General features: G+C 57.8%; 14 protein-coding genes and 1 pseudogene. 6 read left to right on the forward strand and 9 right to left on the reverse strand.

All coding sequences use genetic code 11. The features are described 5' to 3' along the window. Positions 1-279: 279 nt before the first annotated feature. Entirely contained in the window at positions 280-2,016 is a 1,737-nt protein-coding gene (locus IEC33019_RS12665; RefSeq protein ID WP_099593593.1) for a site-specific integrase, read from the forward strand. A 222-nt stretch (positions 2,017-2,238) separates the two neighbouring features. Here IEC33019_RS12665 and IEC33019_RS12670 read toward each other — a convergent pair whose 3' ends face one another. The 4 genes from IEC33019_RS12670 to IEC33019_RS12685 all read right to left on the reverse strand — a co-directional run bounded on the left by IEC33019_RS12670 (position 2,239) and on the right by IEC33019_RS12685 (position 4,823). Further along, positions 2,239-2,490 (reverse strand): hypothetical protein, encoded by a 252-nt coding sequence (locus IEC33019_RS12670; protein ID WP_099593595.1) that lies wholly within the window; start codon positions 2,488-2,490, stop codon positions 2,239-2,241. Positions 2,491-3,124: 634 nt separating this feature from the next. Next, positions 3,125-4,024 (reverse strand): hypothetical protein, encoded by a 900-nt coding sequence (locus tag IEC33019_RS12675; protein ID WP_099594176.1) that lies wholly within the window; start codon positions 4,022-4,024, stop codon positions 3,125-3,127. An 11-nt stretch (positions 4,025-4,035) separates the two neighbouring features. Beyond that, positions 4,036-4,356: a hypothetical protein gene (locus tag IEC33019_RS12680; RefSeq protein WP_099593597.1), complete on the reverse strand. Its 321-nt coding sequence runs from the start codon at positions 4,354-4,356 to the stop codon at positions 4,036-4,038. Continuing rightward, positions 4,353-4,823, reverse strand: a complete 471-nt coding sequence (locus IEC33019_RS12685) for a hypothetical protein (protein ID WP_216641846.1) — start codon at positions 4,821-4,823, stop codon at positions 4,353-4,355. Before IEC33019_RS12685 ends, IEC33019_RS12680 begins: the two co-directional genes overlap by 4 nt. 153 nt (positions 4,824-4,976) lie before the next feature. Here IEC33019_RS12685 and IEC33019_RS12690 point away from each other — a divergent pair, with 153 nt between their 5' ends. Continuing rightward, positions 4,977-5,660, forward strand: a complete 684-nt coding sequence (locus IEC33019_RS12690) for a recombinase family protein (protein WP_099593600.1) — start codon at positions 4,977-4,979, stop codon at positions 5,658-5,660. A 97-nt stretch (positions 5,661-5,757) separates the two neighbouring features. On the opposite strand, the gene IEC33019_RS12695 is transcribed toward IEC33019_RS12690, so the two are convergent. Continuing rightward, positions 5,758-6,225, reverse strand: coding sequence for a hypothetical protein (locus IEC33019_RS12695; protein WP_099593602.1), 468 nt, complete (start codon positions 6,223-6,225; stop codon positions 5,758-5,760). A 340-nt stretch (positions 6,226-6,565) separates the two neighbouring features. On the opposite strand from IEC33019_RS12695, the gene IEC33019_RS12700 reads away from it, so the two are divergent. After that, a protein-coding gene (locus IEC33019_RS12700; RefSeq protein ID WP_099593264.1) for an IS3 family transposase occupies positions 6,566-8,121 on the forward strand; the annotation gives its coding sequence in 2 pieces (ribosomal slippage) (positions 6,566-7,031 and positions 7,031-8,121; 1,557 coding nt in all). Positions 8,122-8,522: 401 nt separating this feature from the next. On the opposite strand, the gene IEC33019_RS12705 is transcribed toward IEC33019_RS12700, so the two are convergent. Further along, the gene (locus tag IEC33019_RS12705) at positions 8,523-8,771 is read right to left on the reverse strand and encodes a hypothetical protein (protein ID WP_139139897.1); all 249 of its coding nucleotides are present in this window, start codon (positions 8,769-8,771) and stop codon (positions 8,523-8,525) included. Positions 8,772-8,899: 128 nt separating this feature from the next. Beyond that, the gene (locus IEC33019_RS12710; RefSeq protein WP_070093807.1) at positions 8,900-9,868 is read right to left on the reverse strand and encodes a hypothetical protein; all 969 of its coding nucleotides are present in this window, start codon (positions 9,866-9,868) and stop codon (positions 8,900-8,902) included. A 281-nt stretch (positions 9,869-10,149) separates the two neighbouring features. Between IEC33019_RS12710 and IEC33019_RS12715 the strand changes: the two are divergent. The 3 genes and pseudogenes from IEC33019_RS12715 to IEC33019_RS12735 all read left to right on the forward strand — a co-directional run. Then, a pseudogene (locus IEC33019_RS12715) lies at positions 10,150-10,362 on the forward strand (transposase); the annotation flags it as partial. Positions 10,363-10,888: 526 nt separating this feature from the next. Beyond that, positions 10,889-12,592, forward strand: coding sequence for a SulP family inorganic anion transporter (locus IEC33019_RS12730; RefSeq protein WP_070093806.1), 1,704 nt, complete (start codon positions 10,889-10,891; stop codon positions 12,590-12,592). Between the two features lie 126 nt (positions 12,593-12,718). After that, the gene (locus IEC33019_RS12735; RefSeq protein WP_070093805.1) at positions 12,719-13,735 is read left to right on the forward strand and encodes a DUF4917 family protein; all 1,017 of its coding nucleotides are present in this window, start codon (positions 12,719-12,721) and stop codon (positions 13,733-13,735) included. 33 nt (positions 13,736-13,768) lie between these two features. Here the strand turns inward: IEC33019_RS12735 and IEC33019_RS12740 are convergent, their stop codons facing one another. Together IEC33019_RS12740 and IEC33019_RS12745 are read right to left on the reverse strand one after the other, a co-directional pair. Continuing rightward, positions 13,769-14,986 (reverse strand): class I SAM-dependent methyltransferase, encoded by a 1,218-nt coding sequence (locus IEC33019_RS12740; protein WP_070093804.1) that lies wholly within the window; start codon positions 14,984-14,986, stop codon positions 13,769-13,771. Between the two features lie 100 nt (positions 14,987-15,086). Then, the gene (locus IEC33019_RS12745; RefSeq protein WP_070093803.1) at positions 15,087-15,704 is read right to left on the reverse strand and encodes a TPM domain-containing protein; all 618 of its coding nucleotides are present in this window, start codon (positions 15,702-15,704) and stop codon (positions 15,087-15,089) included. Positions 15,705-15,892 lie beyond the last annotated feature (188 nt).

Raw genomic sequence — 15,892 nt, forward strand, 5'->3', positions numbered from 1 at the left:
TCTGCTCTAACTCGTTGATTTTTCGAAAGTTCGATGAGATCAGAGCCCGCAGTCGCGTGAGTCCTTCTACAAAGGGCTCATACCTTGGCACAGCGCAATAATCTCTACCGCCGTCCGAGCGGAATCTATGTCCTTCGTCTGACCGTCCCGCCCCGCTTTCGCCTGCTGATAGGGCAGAGAGAGATTCACTCGTCGACCGCCAGCAGCAACCCAGTCCAAGCGAGGCGTGTTGCATGTCGACTATTGGGTCTTTGGAACCACTGCCTAAGCGAGCTAGAAATGGTTGAACGTGGAAAAACGGACTCGTCGTCGAAAGGTGTAATCAGCGTCAGTGAGCTCAGCGAAGCTTGCGGGCTGCCGTCCAACGTCATCCTCCGGGAGCTCCTGAACCATCGAATACCGATCATGGCCGAAATCAACTCGCAGCCCGGCTATCAGGTGGATGACTTTCACGAGGTTGACCGGGAGGCCGATACCGGCGGTTTTGTTCTCAACAGCGCGTTCGAAGTCGGATCCCACCACGTCTTTAGCTGCTTTTTGAAGCCGTTCAATACCCGCTATACGATTCTCAAAATCATCGAGGATGGTTACTCGGAAGAGGTAGTGTTTAGGACCTTTACGCGTCGTCACGGAGCTGCATTTTTCGATCTACCAGGTATTCGACTTACTGCGCGGTCAGTATTGCTCCTTAAAATTCACGCTGACCGATTTATCAGCCAACCGAGCTCAAGTGCTCCCTTACTTGAGAGCCCCGCGCTTGCTACTGCTGCACCGTCCACTGCTGACCCTTCCGTTCTCGCGCCATCAACAACTCTTCCCTGCGAAAATTGCAGGCCCGAACGGGCCGATGAGCGTGTCTCATCGCTGATGGCAACGTTCTTCGAGAGGAAGCAATCCAGTTGGAAGCTAGATCAGCAGAAAAAAATGGCAACGCAGTGTGGGACGTTCGTCGAATTGATGAACGACCCACCGTTAGGCGCCCTAAACCGACAGATGATATGGGACTACGAAGCAAAACTTCGCAAGATGCCTTCTGATCGACGCAACGCCTCTCTACGACATAAGACAAACGACGCGCACCGTCTTTTGGCCTTGGCCGAGGAACACGGAGAGGATCGTTTATCCTCAACAAGTGTCGAGCGCTATATGGATAACCTTTCAAGCATGTTCGCGTGGGCCAAGCGCAACCAGATTCTCACAGGGAATCCCGCTGAACGAGCTATCGAAAAGCCAAAAAAGACGACCAGAGATCAGGACGACCGTTCGAAATTTGAGAACAGCGATCTCAACAAGATTTTTACCGTTCAGTGGTTTGCAACGGGCACCGGCGAAAGAAACAAACACGGTCGGTTTAACAGGTTCCGCCCTCACTTTTACTGGCTTCCCCTATTAGGGCTCTATACCGGCGCACGGCTCAACGAACTATCCCAGCTTTACACCAACGACGTTAAAATGACTGAGACAGGAGTGCTCTATCTAGACTTCAACCTTGATGGGGCAGATAAGGTCGACGCGGATGGATCTGACAAATCGCTCAAGACTGTAAATGCTAAGCGGATCGTCGCAGTTCATCCGCACCTCATCGAACTGGGCTTGCACGACTATGTCAAAGCTCTCACTGCCGCCGGGCATTTGCGATTGTTCCCTGAACTTAAGCATGACAAGGTCAAAGGTTACGGTAAGCCGGCGGGAAGTTGGTTTAATGCGCGCTTTCTGGGCAATCAGTTGGGAATACTGAGAGATGGAACGCGCACCTTCCATTCATTCCGACACACGTTCATTACTGCTCTCGGCGAGCTGAATGTCCCTGCTGACATTCAGTCGCAGTTGGCCGGGCATAGTCGCGGCGACACGATCACACTTACCCGGTATCGGAAAGATGCCGAAGCTGATCGGCTGCTGGGCTACGTCAAGCAACTGGACTTCAATCTACCGGCGATTGCTCCTTTCTCTATTGCCGATGGACTGGACGCTGTTAGAGACGCTTTGAGGCGAAAAGCAAAGCCAACACAATAAAATGCATGCTGGCCCATCAGAGGTTTGCTCAAGCTTTAGGTAGCTCTCGGGAGCCACTCTAAGCCGCTGAGGGGCACTAGCCAGCGGGGCCGCTTTCAGCGTTGAGTCAACGCTGAGAGTGCTTCCCCAATGACTAACCTGACGCCGGCTGGGTTTGCCGGCGTGCCCAAGTTGGCCGGGGGAGCCGCGCCAGCAACAGCCTTCCCCGCTCCCGTCAAACCATTATTGAGTAGCGGAGCAGTCCGCCCTCAAGATGGGGAAAAGTTCGTCTGGATTACGGCACTCGCTGTTCAGCTTCGCTCGTGCTGCTTCTGCGAGCGCCTTGGTGGGGTAGCTTGGCTTCAGCCGCAGCTTTTCTTGATTGTCGTAGATGTCGAAGCCACCTGACATGGTAGCGGCATAGAAACGAGATCCCGATTTGAAAGCGTCTTTTTCGATGGGCACAGCGGGAACGATAACAAATCTTGTTTGCATGATTCGTGCCTCCCCAGGCAGATACTTGAGTATTAGCCTGACTACTCGAAACCATCAACATGGTTCATCGAGACAAATCAATGGCGCTTCTGCCAGTGGTATATGCCCATTCGGTCGTGGGCCATCAGGATCGGACCTCGATTTTTCAAGAGGAAGGTTGGTGAGATTACCCATGCTATAAAGCCGCAAACGCTAACGGCGCGCATGGTGCGATCTAAGACGTTTTCAGCGCGTGGCCATGATTAGGGCGAGGTCAAACGAAATCGCTAGTCCTGAGCGACCACAGAGGCCTTGCCGGCCCACTCGGGGAATCCGGTTGCAGCGCATAGGCATTAGGTTTCTCAAGCTGGGCCTAGAACTGGCGTGATACCCAGCATTCGGGGGCATCCCCCGAAGTATAAGGTTCGGCGTGCGCTGGCCGATTTCGAAACACGCTAGCCCTTCGTGACCTTACACCAATCCTAAGATATTGGTTTTTGAGGGGGGGGCAGTGTCCCGGTGTGGGACATGCGAGTGGCATGAAGAGCCACCAAGTCTCTACAGTTATTAGGTCGAAGTGGACAAAACCCCGTGCCCGCACTGCCTCCACAGGGTTTGAGAGGTGAGATTTGTCACCTTTTTTTCCGCAAGCCTTCTATATGGTCAGTCTGCGAAGTGCGCCTTTCACTGCATTTCGCAGCTCGTCGTCGGCTTCGAGGTGGGAGCTCTCTGCGCGTGTCTTGCGAAACTTGTCGCGCCGACCGACTGCATCGAAGCTGTGTATGCCCCGTTCAGGAGTGGCGTCTTGGAGCTCGCGATTGATTTTGATCGCCTCCAGCCTAAAGCGGTCATTTCTAGCCATCTGTTCCGGCGCTACAGGACGACGGAATCGAAACAGCCCGGCGAGCTTGTCGAACCGGAAGGCTTGGAGGTCAGAAAGCAGGTTGAGCCCATTCTCTTGTGGTGCTGACCTTTGAAGAGTTACTTCAACCCGGGCGCGCCATTGATCTTCAGGTAATGGTTGCTTCTTGTTGACCCTCTTGAAGTAGATCTGCCACGAAATGGCGTCTTCCTTGTTGCCAATGCGAAAATTCAGATTCGGATCGAGTCGAGCTCCAGGGTGGTCCAGAAAGCGATTCTGCGCAGTGTCGGGGTCATACTGTCGGTGCTTCTCTCCATCGGCGAAGATGCTTGATTGCAGGCGGAGAGTCATTGCTTGCGTCTCCGATATAGAGCCAGTCTTGTGCCGAAAATCGCAGGCGACCTCAATCCCGGCGATTTTGGGAGGTGCTACGAACGGGTAGCGAATGCACAGCTCGTCCAGCGCATTGGATAACCCTGCATAGTCGTCCACATCGTGAAATCGAATTCTGAACACCGTGCCGACACCTCCAGCTTGTTTATCAAGCGTCTCGACCCAGAGCTTGGTGCCAGCGATGCCGGTGGTTCTAAGTGTTTCTTGAAGGTGGTGGTGCTGCGTTGGTCTGGACGTCTTGATTGTGACGTCCAGCCAGTCAATGCAGGCCGTGACCTTGAAGGATTTACGGCTGACCACGTCTGACCCGCTCACGGAAGCACACGAACTTTCCAAGAACGCTTGTCAGTCGGGTCGACCTCAAACTCACGAACTTGGAGCGAAATCGTCGCAGTGGATGATGGCTTGAGCGCGAGGGCCGCGCTGATGAACTCAGCAATTTCCACAAGGCTGTAGTAAGGACGCGTCCCCTTGCCGTCATGGCTGCACAGGTAGGGGGTTAAAACCAATCCGTAGTAAGTGCTCTTGCCGCGCCTCATGTCGGCCAGCGTATCGTCCCAAGCACGAACCGCGCCGAGCTTGCTGCGCAGGATGTAGGCCGCCTCGCTGGCTGGAACCGTTTTTACTTTCATTGACCGATCCTCTTACAGGCGCTGACGACCTCTGCCATTTCCTGAATGATCGCTTCTGCTTCATCGACCTCAAGGCGGTAGACCATCAGCGGGTCTGTCGCGACAAGCTGGATGTATGGCACGCCGTTTTCGACTTGAAGATTGATTCCGTCGATCTTCAACTTACGACCGGTGGTGCTCCCGCCCTTTTCACCTATCCCAAAAGCCCGCATCGCTTCCGCTGCCCGGCCCGTGAGCTTCAGAGTTCCGAGCTGACGAGACTTTTCCCATTCGATGAAAGCGGTCAAATCATCATGACGATAAAACACACCACCGGCCATGCGTTCGAACGGAATACGATAAGAAACAGTGCGGGACTGGTTCCGATTGTTCTGCAACCAATTTGCCCATTGCTCAATCGTTTTCGACGGTTCCAGCTCATGGAGCGTTTGTGCTGCGATGTTGTTGCTCACTAGTTCTTCACTCATGCTCGCCTCATCCAACAGTTCGGGTGAGCCAAAATTACCAACCAATCACAAATCAGTCAACAATGATTTTTATTTGACTGATAACCCCGCCCTCAACCATCATGACCACACATTAAACGAACGTTTTTCAATGTGGTCATAGGTAGGTGCCGGATGCAAAAGAACGATTTTGTCAGCTACCTGCGTGTATCGACGCAGAAGCAAGGAAGCTCAGGCTTGGGGCTTGATGCTCAGCGTGCAGCCGTCGAGAGCTTCGTTGCAGGCACACGTGGGACGCTCATCGCTGAGTATCAGGAAGTGGAAACCGGAAAGGGTTCGGATGCGCTCTCAAAGCGTCCCACCTTGAAGGCCGCTCTTGAATACTGCCGCAAGCATGGCGCGACCCTGGTCATTGCCAAACTGGACCGACTCGCAAGGAACGTGCATTTCGTCTCGGGGCTGATGGAGTCCCGCGTCAGGTTTGTCGCTTGCGACATGCCCGAGGCTAACGAACTCACTATCCACATCATGGCCGCGTTCGCAGAGCATGAAGCAAAGCGCATCAGTCAGCGCACAAAGGAAGCGCTTGCAGTGGCAAAAGCTCGTGGCGTCGCACTCGGGACTGCAGGCGCCTCGAATCTGAAGCCTAATCTGGAAATGCGCCAGCAAGCTGCTCAAGCGTTTGTAGAGCGGCTACGGGCTTTGTTTGACGAAATGTCTGCGAAAGGTCTGTCTCAGCGAGCGATGGCTGAGGAGCTAAATAAGATCGGTAGCCCCGCGCCCAAAGGCGGCAAGTGGGGGCTAACCCAAGTCCAGCGTGCAATAGCTCAACTACAGAGCGCTTCGTGTGCCATTTAGAAATGCTTTTGAGGTCATCAAATTTGATGAGCAAAGTATGCTCACCTTCAACGGCGAAGATCCAAACCTTCGCCGTCAGGTTAGCGTGGAGGCATGGTCAAAGCCGGCCCGGCACCAATTTGATGTCGATCACCCTTTTATTAACCGTGTCGTAGTTGCACGTATAGGTCATCGCTTGGTAAGCGCCTAGCCCATTCTGAAATTCGACTTTGTCCCCGATATAGGAGACATAGGCGCGCTCAGAGTCCAGCCACCGATACTGACTTAGCTTCATGTGCAACCCTTCGTTAGTCCAGCGCGCACTGTATTTCGCCATCCGTTCAATAGCCTGTGCACAGTCTACTTCTGCATTGCCAAAGTAGCGCTGCCCCCAGCACACGGCGCTAGACCTGCACACGGCCTCCCTCCTAGCGTCTTTCTGACTGCTCTCCTTACTCCACCCGTTATACCACTCCACCACAACATTTTTCAGGCTGACCATCCCCCACAAAAGCACCCCACCCACCACGACATGCACCACAAGATTTACAGCCGGAGACAGTTTTTTTTCTTGTTCAGTCAGCATTGAGATGCCTCCGGAATGAGATTCAACGCGTTATTTACTGCAAGAGGCCGGGAGGAACACGAACTCAATACGCCCGTGAGGCCGCTCACTGATTTGCTCGGGGAAGTCATAACCGGATTTCCGTTCTGGTTGTTTTGGCACCCACCTAAAGGGTCCTTTTATTATTCCATACTAGCCAAATGCCGCTACAGAAAATTCGCTTTGCCATTGAGGATCAGCACTGCGCAGGCTGAGGAGCTGCCTGAGGGCATAGGACTGGCCACTCCCCCCGGTGTCAGGATAGTTGTCGCCTCACCAGACTTACCTGAAACCATACCCCGGGGGCGGCAAGAGAGCCGTTGTGCCGTACTATTCCTCTGAGCGCAAAACCGAACTGCTCAAGATGCTGGGCCCTCCACTCAACCTGACGATGGCCGAAGTCGCCAGGCGCGAGGGCGTTACTGAAATGTCGCTGTATACCTGGCGCAAACGAGCCAGTGCCGAAGGATGTGTGGTGGTGACCGATCCCAAACACCCGACCGAGAGTTGGTCGGCAGAAATGAAATTCGCGGCTGTCGCCGAATGTGCCAGCTTGTCCGAGATTGAACTGGGTGAATACTGCCGCCGCAAAGGCTTATATCCCGAGCAGATTGCTGCCTGGCGGCAAGCCTTCCTGAGTGGGATGGCCTCTCAAAAAGCGCAGCCCAAGGTCGATCGGGAGCAGGCCCGCCAAGATCAGAAACGCATCAAGCAGCTTGAGCGCGAACTGCGCCGCAAGGATAAGGCGCTGGCTGAAACAGCCGCGTTACTGGTGCTGCGAAAAAAGCTCAACGACTACTGGGGAGTAGACGACGAGGACAATTGACCGCTCTGCCGGAACGGCAACTGCTAGTGGCGTGGCTGACAGAAGCGATCAATGCCGGCGCTCGAAAATCGGTGGCGTGCCAAGAAGTTGGATTGACGCTCAGAACGTTGCAGCGCTGGACTGAAACCCAGGAAATACTGGCGGATGCTCGCACTACCACCGCTCGTGCAGCCCCGGCCAATGCGCTGGACGAGCATGAACGGAAAGTAATTCTCAACCTGTGCAACAGCGCCGAATATGCTCACTTGCCACCCAGCCAGATCGTGCCGAGGCTGGCCGATAGGCAGATCTACGTAGGCTCGGAGTCAACGTTCTATCGTGTGCTTCGAGCTGCCGGGCAGAGGCAGCACCGAGGACGCGCTCAGCGCCCTGGACGTAATGCCGAGCCAACAACGCATGCGGCTCATGCGCCGAATCGTGTGTGGTCGTGGGATATCACGTACCTGCCGTCTTCGGTGCGTGGAAAGTACTACTACCTGTACCTGATCGAGGATATTTACAGCCGCAAGAGCGTCGGCTGGGAGGTGCATGAGGATGAGGACGGCGCCAAGGCCGCAGTGTTGCTGCAAAGGAGCGTGATCAGCGAACAATGCCTGAGAGAGCCCTTGGTACTGCACTCGGACAACGGCGCGCCAATGAAGTCGACCACTTTGCTGAGCAAGATGTATGAGTTAGGCATTACGCCATCGAGGGGCAGGCCGCGTGTCAGCAATGACAATCCGTATTCGGAGGCTCTTTTTAGAACGCTGAAGTACTGTCCGCAATGGCCGGCCAAGGGTTTCGAGACCCTGGATGCTGCAAGATGTTGGGTGCGTGATTTTATCCGTTGGTACAACCACGAACACCGGCACAGCCGGATCCGCTTCGTCACACCGGCAGAGCGTCATCGTGGTCAGGATAGGCAAATCCTTGCCCTGCGCCATGAGCTGTATGAGCAGGCTCGATGCAGGAATCCAGAGCGATGGTCAGGACGCACCCGTAACTGGGAGCCAATTGGGACGGTGCTGTTGAACCCTGATCGGGATCAACAGCACGAGAAGCAAGCTGCATAGCTGGATGGTTGACGCGACAACTACCTTGAAAAACGCCGACTCCGACAAGACAGTGCATTTCATATCCGCCCAGTCCTACAAAAATGTCATACAATCCTGCTCGCAACCTGCACCTTTCACCAGCAAATGCAGGGACTTACGCGACTTTTAGTCGTGGGGCCGAATCCCTCTACCCGCTCCAACCCTTGATCTAGAGCCACTCCGCTACCCTTACCTAAGCCCTGCATCTTCCACCAAAGCTTCACTGGGTGCGATCACTTTATCCCCATAACACAAAAGCATCACCTCACAGGCCTGCTTGAAATCCTAAACAGATTCTTCCAATTCCTTTACTCACCAGCCTGTCTGCTGCCACCCCGCATCCTCCCAGCGTGCCCTTCACTGCAATCGCCTCCAGAAAATCACGCCCCCTCAGCCAGCCGGACGAGATAGTTAGCGACAAGAAGCGCCCCAAGCACGAAGTACGTAAAGAAGAGAAAGCACACTAACATTGTCCTTACATGCCTGGGAAAGCGCTTTATATCGTCCGCATTGGCCATCCCCTTGCGGACACTGAATTTTGAAAAAGCCAACGTCATTGAAACTGCGCCGAAACGGATAACTTTTCCTGGAAGCCCCGCATCGGCAAAATTTCTTTTATTCGCCAACACCCACTCACTCCTAGGCATTAAAGATTCTAGATAATCCACATAGCGCCACGACACATATACCAAGACCAAACCCACAAAACACAGAGAACCCAATATAATTAATCCGACCATCAGCCCAGCACTAAACATCACCACGCACTCTCTTCATAAAACTTTAACCCTATTTCTTCACCATAGTGACTCCCCAGCCCCCCGCCTAAGGCTCCCCCTGCCGCCCCACCTAAAACGGTACAAACCAATAGCCCCGTCCCCGCCGAAGAAAGCCCGAGCGCTGCGCATATGAATGGCGCAACAAATGAGCTGGAATATCCACCCACTACGCCACCACCTAGACCACCGACCAACGATCCGCCTTCTACATACTTCGCTTTACGACACTCTTCCTCACGACCCACAGTGCAGGCTTGGTGAATGGACACCGCTGTAGAACCCACCTCGATTGTCATGGCTAGGTAGGTCCCCTTCTTGAGCAGATTCGACGCCCGCACCACACCCGCGACCTTTTCGGCATACCCTGGTATTTCACCGGTATGCAAAAAGCTCTTCGTTGAGATACCCAACCGACTTTTTATCGATCCGTCCCCCCGCAGCCCCGAGCCAAAGGAGGCGAAGAAGCGCAGTTGCTGCCTCAACCTCGCGAACAAATCCGCGCGCCTTACATAAAACCTATCACGCCGGTTGCTACGTCCATCCCTCAGAAAGTCCTGATAAAGCTTTTCTATTTCCTGAAGTGTTTTCTTGATGCTCTCCAGATTCCTGCTCCAGGCATCACTGGCCATACCTACGCCCATCGAGGCATGAGCCAGCAAGCTTTGAATGAAGTCAAAGTTTTGGATAAGGAAGTCATCTGGGCCATTGCGGGCCAGATCCGCGTGGATGTTTGCAGCCTCGGCCATCAAAAAGGCCTCATGACTGGTGCAATTAGACGTAGAAGAATCACCGATAATAACCAGCTCACCTTTTACCACCACACCGCTGGCAAGATGCGCATTTAAAACATCGAATTTCGCGAGTTGATTTCGCGAAAGCACCAACGCTGATTTAAGTGACTCGTAGTTCTTGGCTTCAAGATTGATGAACGACCGGGCTTCAGACACTCATGTACCTCATACGTATTTCCCTTACTGATTCAGCACCAACAGCTGATCGAGAGTAGGGACGCATGAAGCACGCTGCAACGGCGTAAGCACGGTAGAAAATCAAACAACAAAAAGTACTACAACCGCCGTTGAAGAATCCGAGGGTAAGATGTAAACCGGTGACCTGGAGCCTCGGCATTGATGCAGCTGGGTGCCAGGGCGCATTGCACGCCATTGTAGTATTTCTTCGCTAGGTTCTGTCTGAAATTCGGAGAAGCCCAACTCCCGAGCCACGAACTTGGCGGGACATGCCCGAATGTTTTGGGCCTTGGCGGACGGTTTATCACCGATTCCGCGTTTGGCGAAACCGGGGAACATTTGATCAGATGCTCAAGCGCTTACACCTCAAGCTCAATGATCAAGGGCTCATTGACCTGCTGACCTGGATGATCGATTCAACTGCTGTTCGTGCTACCCGCGCTTCAGCAGGTGCAGGCAAAAAAGGCACGCCGGCAACGGCATGCCCAAAGAACGGCGCCTGGATTACGCTGTGGGGCCAAGGCACCGCTGACTCAAGGAAGGTGCGCCGCGCCCTCAGGCGCCCTGGGTTTCCTGCCAGGTGTCATACAGGTCCTTGCCGCTGTCGCGCGCTACGAACTCGACTATGCCCTGAACCAGATCAAAGCCATCACCCGTGGGCGCCTGAACCAACGCGTGGCGTGATCACCGATCTGCCGTTGCGCTGAAAATACTTGGGGTATGACCTGAGCCACGGGCTAGCGCAGACCTGTGGGGTTTACCCGCAAAGCAGGCATCGCGGTGCCTGGCACCGGCTTTGCCGGTGTTCGCGGGTAAACCCGCACACACACGTCAATGATTCCAGTCCCCTAGATCCCTCTCACGCGTTCCTTGACCTAGCCCATAGCCATCATCGGCCCGATCGGCTTGAATACTGCCCGTGGGAATCCGCTCGCAAGCGAAGCGGCCTCAGGACACTTATGCTGATCAGCATCCCGAAACATTTCCAAGGACGCGTACATGTTTCTCTCCCGCTGGCTACCAGGCCTGGCCAACCTGCTGCACTACCGCCGCGAGTGGCTTCACGCTGACCTTCAGGCGGGGCTGTCAGTGGCCGCGATCCAGATCCCCATCGCCATCGCCTACGCCCAGATCGTCGGCCTGCCACCCCAGTACGGCCTATACGCCTGCGTGCTGCCGATGATCGTCTATGCCCTGGTCGGCAGCTCTCGCCAGCTCATGGTCGGCCCGGATGCCGCCACCTGCGCCATGATCGCCGGTGCCGTCGCGCCGCTGGCCATGGGCGACCCGCACCGCATCGCCGAACTTTCGGTGATCGTCACGGTGCTGGTCGGCGTGATGCTGATCGCCGCCGGCGTTGCGCGGGCAGGCTTCATCGCCAGCTTTTTCTCGCGGCCCATCCTGATCGGCTACCTCAACGGTATCGGCCTGAGCCTGATCGCCGGGCAGATGAGCAAAGTGGTCGGGTTCAAGATCGAGGGCGACGGATTTATCCTCAGCCTGGTCAACTTCCTCCAGCGTCTGGGCGAGATCCACTGGCTGACCCTGGCCATCGGCCTGGTCGGCCTGGGGCTGCTGATCTGGCTGCCGCGACGCTACCCGCGCCTACCGGCTGCGTTGGTGACCGTGGCGGTGTTCACCCTGCTGGCCGGTCTGTTCGGCCTCGACCGCTTCGGCGTCGCGATTCTCGGCCCGGTGCCGGCAGGCATGCCGGAGCTGGCCTGGCCGCAAAGCACCTTGGCGGAGACCAAAAGCCTGCTGCGCGATGCCCTGGGTATCGCCACTGTCAGTTTCTGCAGCGCCATGCTCACCGCCCGCAGCTTCGCCGCCCGTCACGGCTATGCGATCAATGCCAACCACGAGTTCGTCGCCCTCGGCGTGAGCAACCTGGCGGCGGGGGTTTCCCAGGGCTTTGCCATCAGTGGCGCTGACTCGCGCACCGCGGTCAACGACATGGTCGGTGGCAAGAGCCAGCTGGTCGGCATCATCGCTGCCTTGGTAATCGCCTTGATCCTGCTGTTCTTCACCGCGCCCATGGCGTGGATTCCCCAGGCCGCCCTGGGCGCCGTGCTGCTGATGGCCGGCTGGGGGCTGATTGACGTGAAGTCCCTGGGCAAGATCTACACGCTCAGCCGTTTCGAGTTCTGGCTGTGCCTGCTCACCACCGCCGGCGTGCTCGGCCTGGGCGTGCTGCCGGGGATCATCTTCGCTGTGACCCTGGCCATCCTTCGGCTGCTGTACAGCATCTATCAGCCCACCGATGCCGTGCTTGGCTGGCTGCCGGGCGTCGAAGGCCAGGTCGACGTACGCCATCACCCCGAAGCGCGCACGGTACCGGGCCTTGTGGTGTATCGCTTCGACGACGCGATCCTGTTCTTCAACGCCGACTACTTCAAGATGCGCCTGCTCGACGCCGTCCAGGGCGAGACCAAGCCCCAGGCCGTGCTATTCGACGCCGAGGCGGTGACCAGCATCGATGTCAGCGGCATCGCCGCCCTGCGCGAAGTGCGCGACACCCTTGCCGCCCAGGGTATCTACTTCGCCATCGCCCGCGCCCGTGGCAACTTCCTGCGCATGCTGGTGCGCTCGGGCATGGCACGGGAAATGGAAGAGAAGCTGCTGTTTGGCTCGGTGCGCGCAGGGATACGGGCGTATCGGGTGTGGCGCAACCGCACACGCCGACAGCCTGCACTCGAATCGTAAACGGCTGATGGCCGCCTGCTCGCGATTGGGCGGCCTGATGTTCGCTAGATAGAGGCGCGCGTCCCGCATCAAGGCTACGGCATGCTAAAGTCCTGCGCGTTTCTCGCCTTGCCCAACGGACCTGCCATGCCCTCTCTCGACGCCCATCTGCCCTCCTGGCAGGCACTCAACGACCGCCACCCTTGCACCGCCCTGCTGCTGGGCAACGGCGCCAGCCGCGCCGTGTGGAAGCCGTTCGGCTATTTCTCGCTGTTCGAGGAGGCCCAACGGGTCCGTCACAAAGCCTTGGGCGTGAGTGACCAGGCGCTGTTCAAGTCCCTGGGCACAGAACTGTTCGAGCCGGTGCTCAGCACCCTCAACACCACGGTGCGCGCCAATGCCGCGCTGGCCATCAACTCCACCGCGCCGCTGAATCGCTACTACTCGATCAAGGAAGCCCTGATCCACGCCACCCGCGCCGTGCATCTCCCCTGGGCACTGACGCCGAGCCACACCCTGGCTTCGATCAACCAGGCCCTGCGCAGCTACCGCAATGTCTACACCAGTAACTACGACCTGCTCCTGCCCTGGGCCGTGAGTCAGGCGCCTGAAGGCTTTGCCACGCTGTTCGACGAGCAGGGCTTCTTCGATGTGCGTCGCACCGCTACCGAAGGCACCCGCGTCGTTCACCTGCACGGCGGCCTGCACTTGCTCAAGCTGCCCGACGGCACCACTCGCCAGCGCAGCGCCGAGTGCGCCGAGCTGCTCGATGGCTTTGCCGTGAACATTCCTGGGGAAGTGCCGCTGTTCGTCAACGAAAGTCGCAGCGAGGAAAAACTGCGCGCCATCCGCGCATCGGACTACCTGTCGTGGGGGTTGGGCCAATTGGCCGGGGAGCGCGAGGGCCTATGCCTGTTCGGCCAGCACCTGGATGCCAGCGATCAGCACCTGCTCGAGGCCATTCGCCAGGCCCGGCCTGCGCACCTGTCGATTGCCATCCGCCCCTTGAGCGAGGCGTCGATCGTCAACCAGAAACAGCATTTCATGCAGCGCTTCGCCGACCTGCCAGGAACGGCCGTGCACTTCTTCGATGCCGCCAGCCACCCGCTGGGCAACCCGGCGTTGGCGGTCGCGGTGCCGGCGGAACACGTTCGGCGCAGGTAACGACGAAAGCCAGGGCGTCGCTGCCCTGGTAGGTCATGTGGCGATCAGCCCATCCTGGCGCAGCAGCGTCTCCAGGCAATGCTCCTTCACCCCATAGAACGCCTTGAGCTGCTCGATCTTCGCCAGCAACGCGGTGTTGTCCCCCGCTTGCCGACGCTTGACCGCCAGAATCATCTTGTTCTTGTTGGTGTGCTCCAGCGAAATGAACTCGAACACCTTGGTCTCGTAGCCGCAGGCTTCAAGGTAGAGCGCGCGCAGGCTGTCGGTGAGCATCTCGGCCTGCTGGCCGAGGTGCAGGCCGTACTGCAACATCGGCTGGAGCAGGCCAGGACTGTGCAGTTGCGGGCGGATCTGCTTGTGGCAGCACGGCGAGCACATGATGATCGCCGCGTTGCAGCGGATGCCGGTGTGGATGGCATAGTCGGTGGCGATGTCGCAGGCGTGCAGCGCGATCATCACCTCGATGGCCTCGGGCACCACGCTGCGCACGTCGCCGCATTGGAACTCAAGCCCTGGATGTTCCAGTTTCGCGGCGGCGGCGTTGCACAGCTCGACCATGTCCGGGCGCAACTCGACGCCGGTTACCTGGGCTTCTCGGGACAAGCTGTTGCGCAGGTAGTCGTGCATGGCGAAGGTCAGGTAACCCTTGCCCGAACCGAAGTCGGCCACTCGCAGGGCCTGGTCCGCCGCCAGCGGCGCGCTGGCCAGGGCATGGTCGAAGACTTCGATGAATTTGTTGATCTGCTTCCATTTGCGCGACATGGACGGGATCAGCGCACCCTGGGCATCGGTCACACCCAGATCGCGCAAGAAGGGCCGCGACAGCTCCAGGTAGCGCTTCTTCTCCCGGTCATGGGCCACCGCCGCCTGTTCACGGGCAGGCTGGGCGACATGACGCTGGAGCATCGGCTTGCCTTTCTTGCTGAACCCCAACTGCACCTCGCCCTCGGCGGTGAACAGGTGGGCATTGCGAAAACTCTCGGGCAACAGCTCGGCCACCAGCGCCTGGGCCTGCTCCAGCGGCAGGTTGCGGGTGATGTCACGGGTCTGGTGACGATAGACCAGCGACAGGCAGGGCTGGCCCTTGACCACCAGAGGCTTGGCGATGATCCGCTGAAGGGTCTGGTCGGCGCCGACATGGCGCGCCAGCACCAGCTTGGCCAGGGTACCGGCCTGCAAGGCATCGGCCAGCAAAGCCAGGAACTGGGCACGCGCATCCGGCGCGGAGGTAGCGGAGGGAGTGGCGGACATGGGGGTGGGTGCCTCGAATCGCGGGGGGCGCACAGCGCGCAATGGCCGGCATTTTACGTCGATGCCCGGCCAGCGCGAAGCCTTTATCGATGGACGCGGCTCAGTCCAGGATCACCAGGCGGTTGGGCAGCTCGTTGCGCGCGAAGGTCGGCGGCACGTGTTCGCTGAGCAGCTCGCCACACGCCTCGATGCAGTCGACGAAACCCTGCAGGGTCTGGCCCTGGCACACCTGTTCGGTAAAGCGGGCGATGATGGCTTCCCACGGCTGCTCCGGCAGGTGCCGGGCAATGCCCTCATCGACCAGGATCTCCACGTGGCGCTCGGCCTCGCTGACGAAGATCAGCACCCCGGTGGCGCCGGCGGTGTGTTGCAGATTGAGTTCGAGAAACTGTTGCCGCGCCAGGCCCGAGGCGCGGCGCTGGCGCAGCAGGCGAGGTACCAGACGGCTGGCCAGGCGCGGGTTGCGCAGCAGCAGGCACAGCCCGACGAAGGTCAACACCTGGACTACCAGCAAGCCGCGGACATCGGGCCAGCCCATGGCCAGGTGCGCCAGGCCTGGTATCGCCAGCGCCAGCAACGCCGCCCACAGCAGCGGCAGGTAGGCGTAATCGTCAGCGCGCCGCGCCAGCACGGTCACCAGCTCGGCATCGGTGCGTTGCTCGGCCCGGGCGATGGCCTCTGCAATCTGGCGCTGCTCGTATTCGTTGAAGACAGTCATGCCTTTGGGTCTCTCGATCGTTCTTATTGTTGTTGTCCCGACAGCCGGTCGGCGGGAAGTGTATCTCATGATGCCCGCCATATAAGGCATAATCCGCCGCTGCATTGGACCAGGCAGGGCCGAACAGCCACGTGAAGCCCGGCGAACTGTACAACAATAGCCGCCAAGAAAACTCCGGCCACGCACGT

The organism is Pseudomonas putida (assembly GCF_002741075.1).
GTDB lineage: Bacteria > Pseudomonadota > Gammaproteobacteria > Pseudomonadales > Pseudomonadaceae > Aquipseudomonas > Aquipseudomonas putida_T.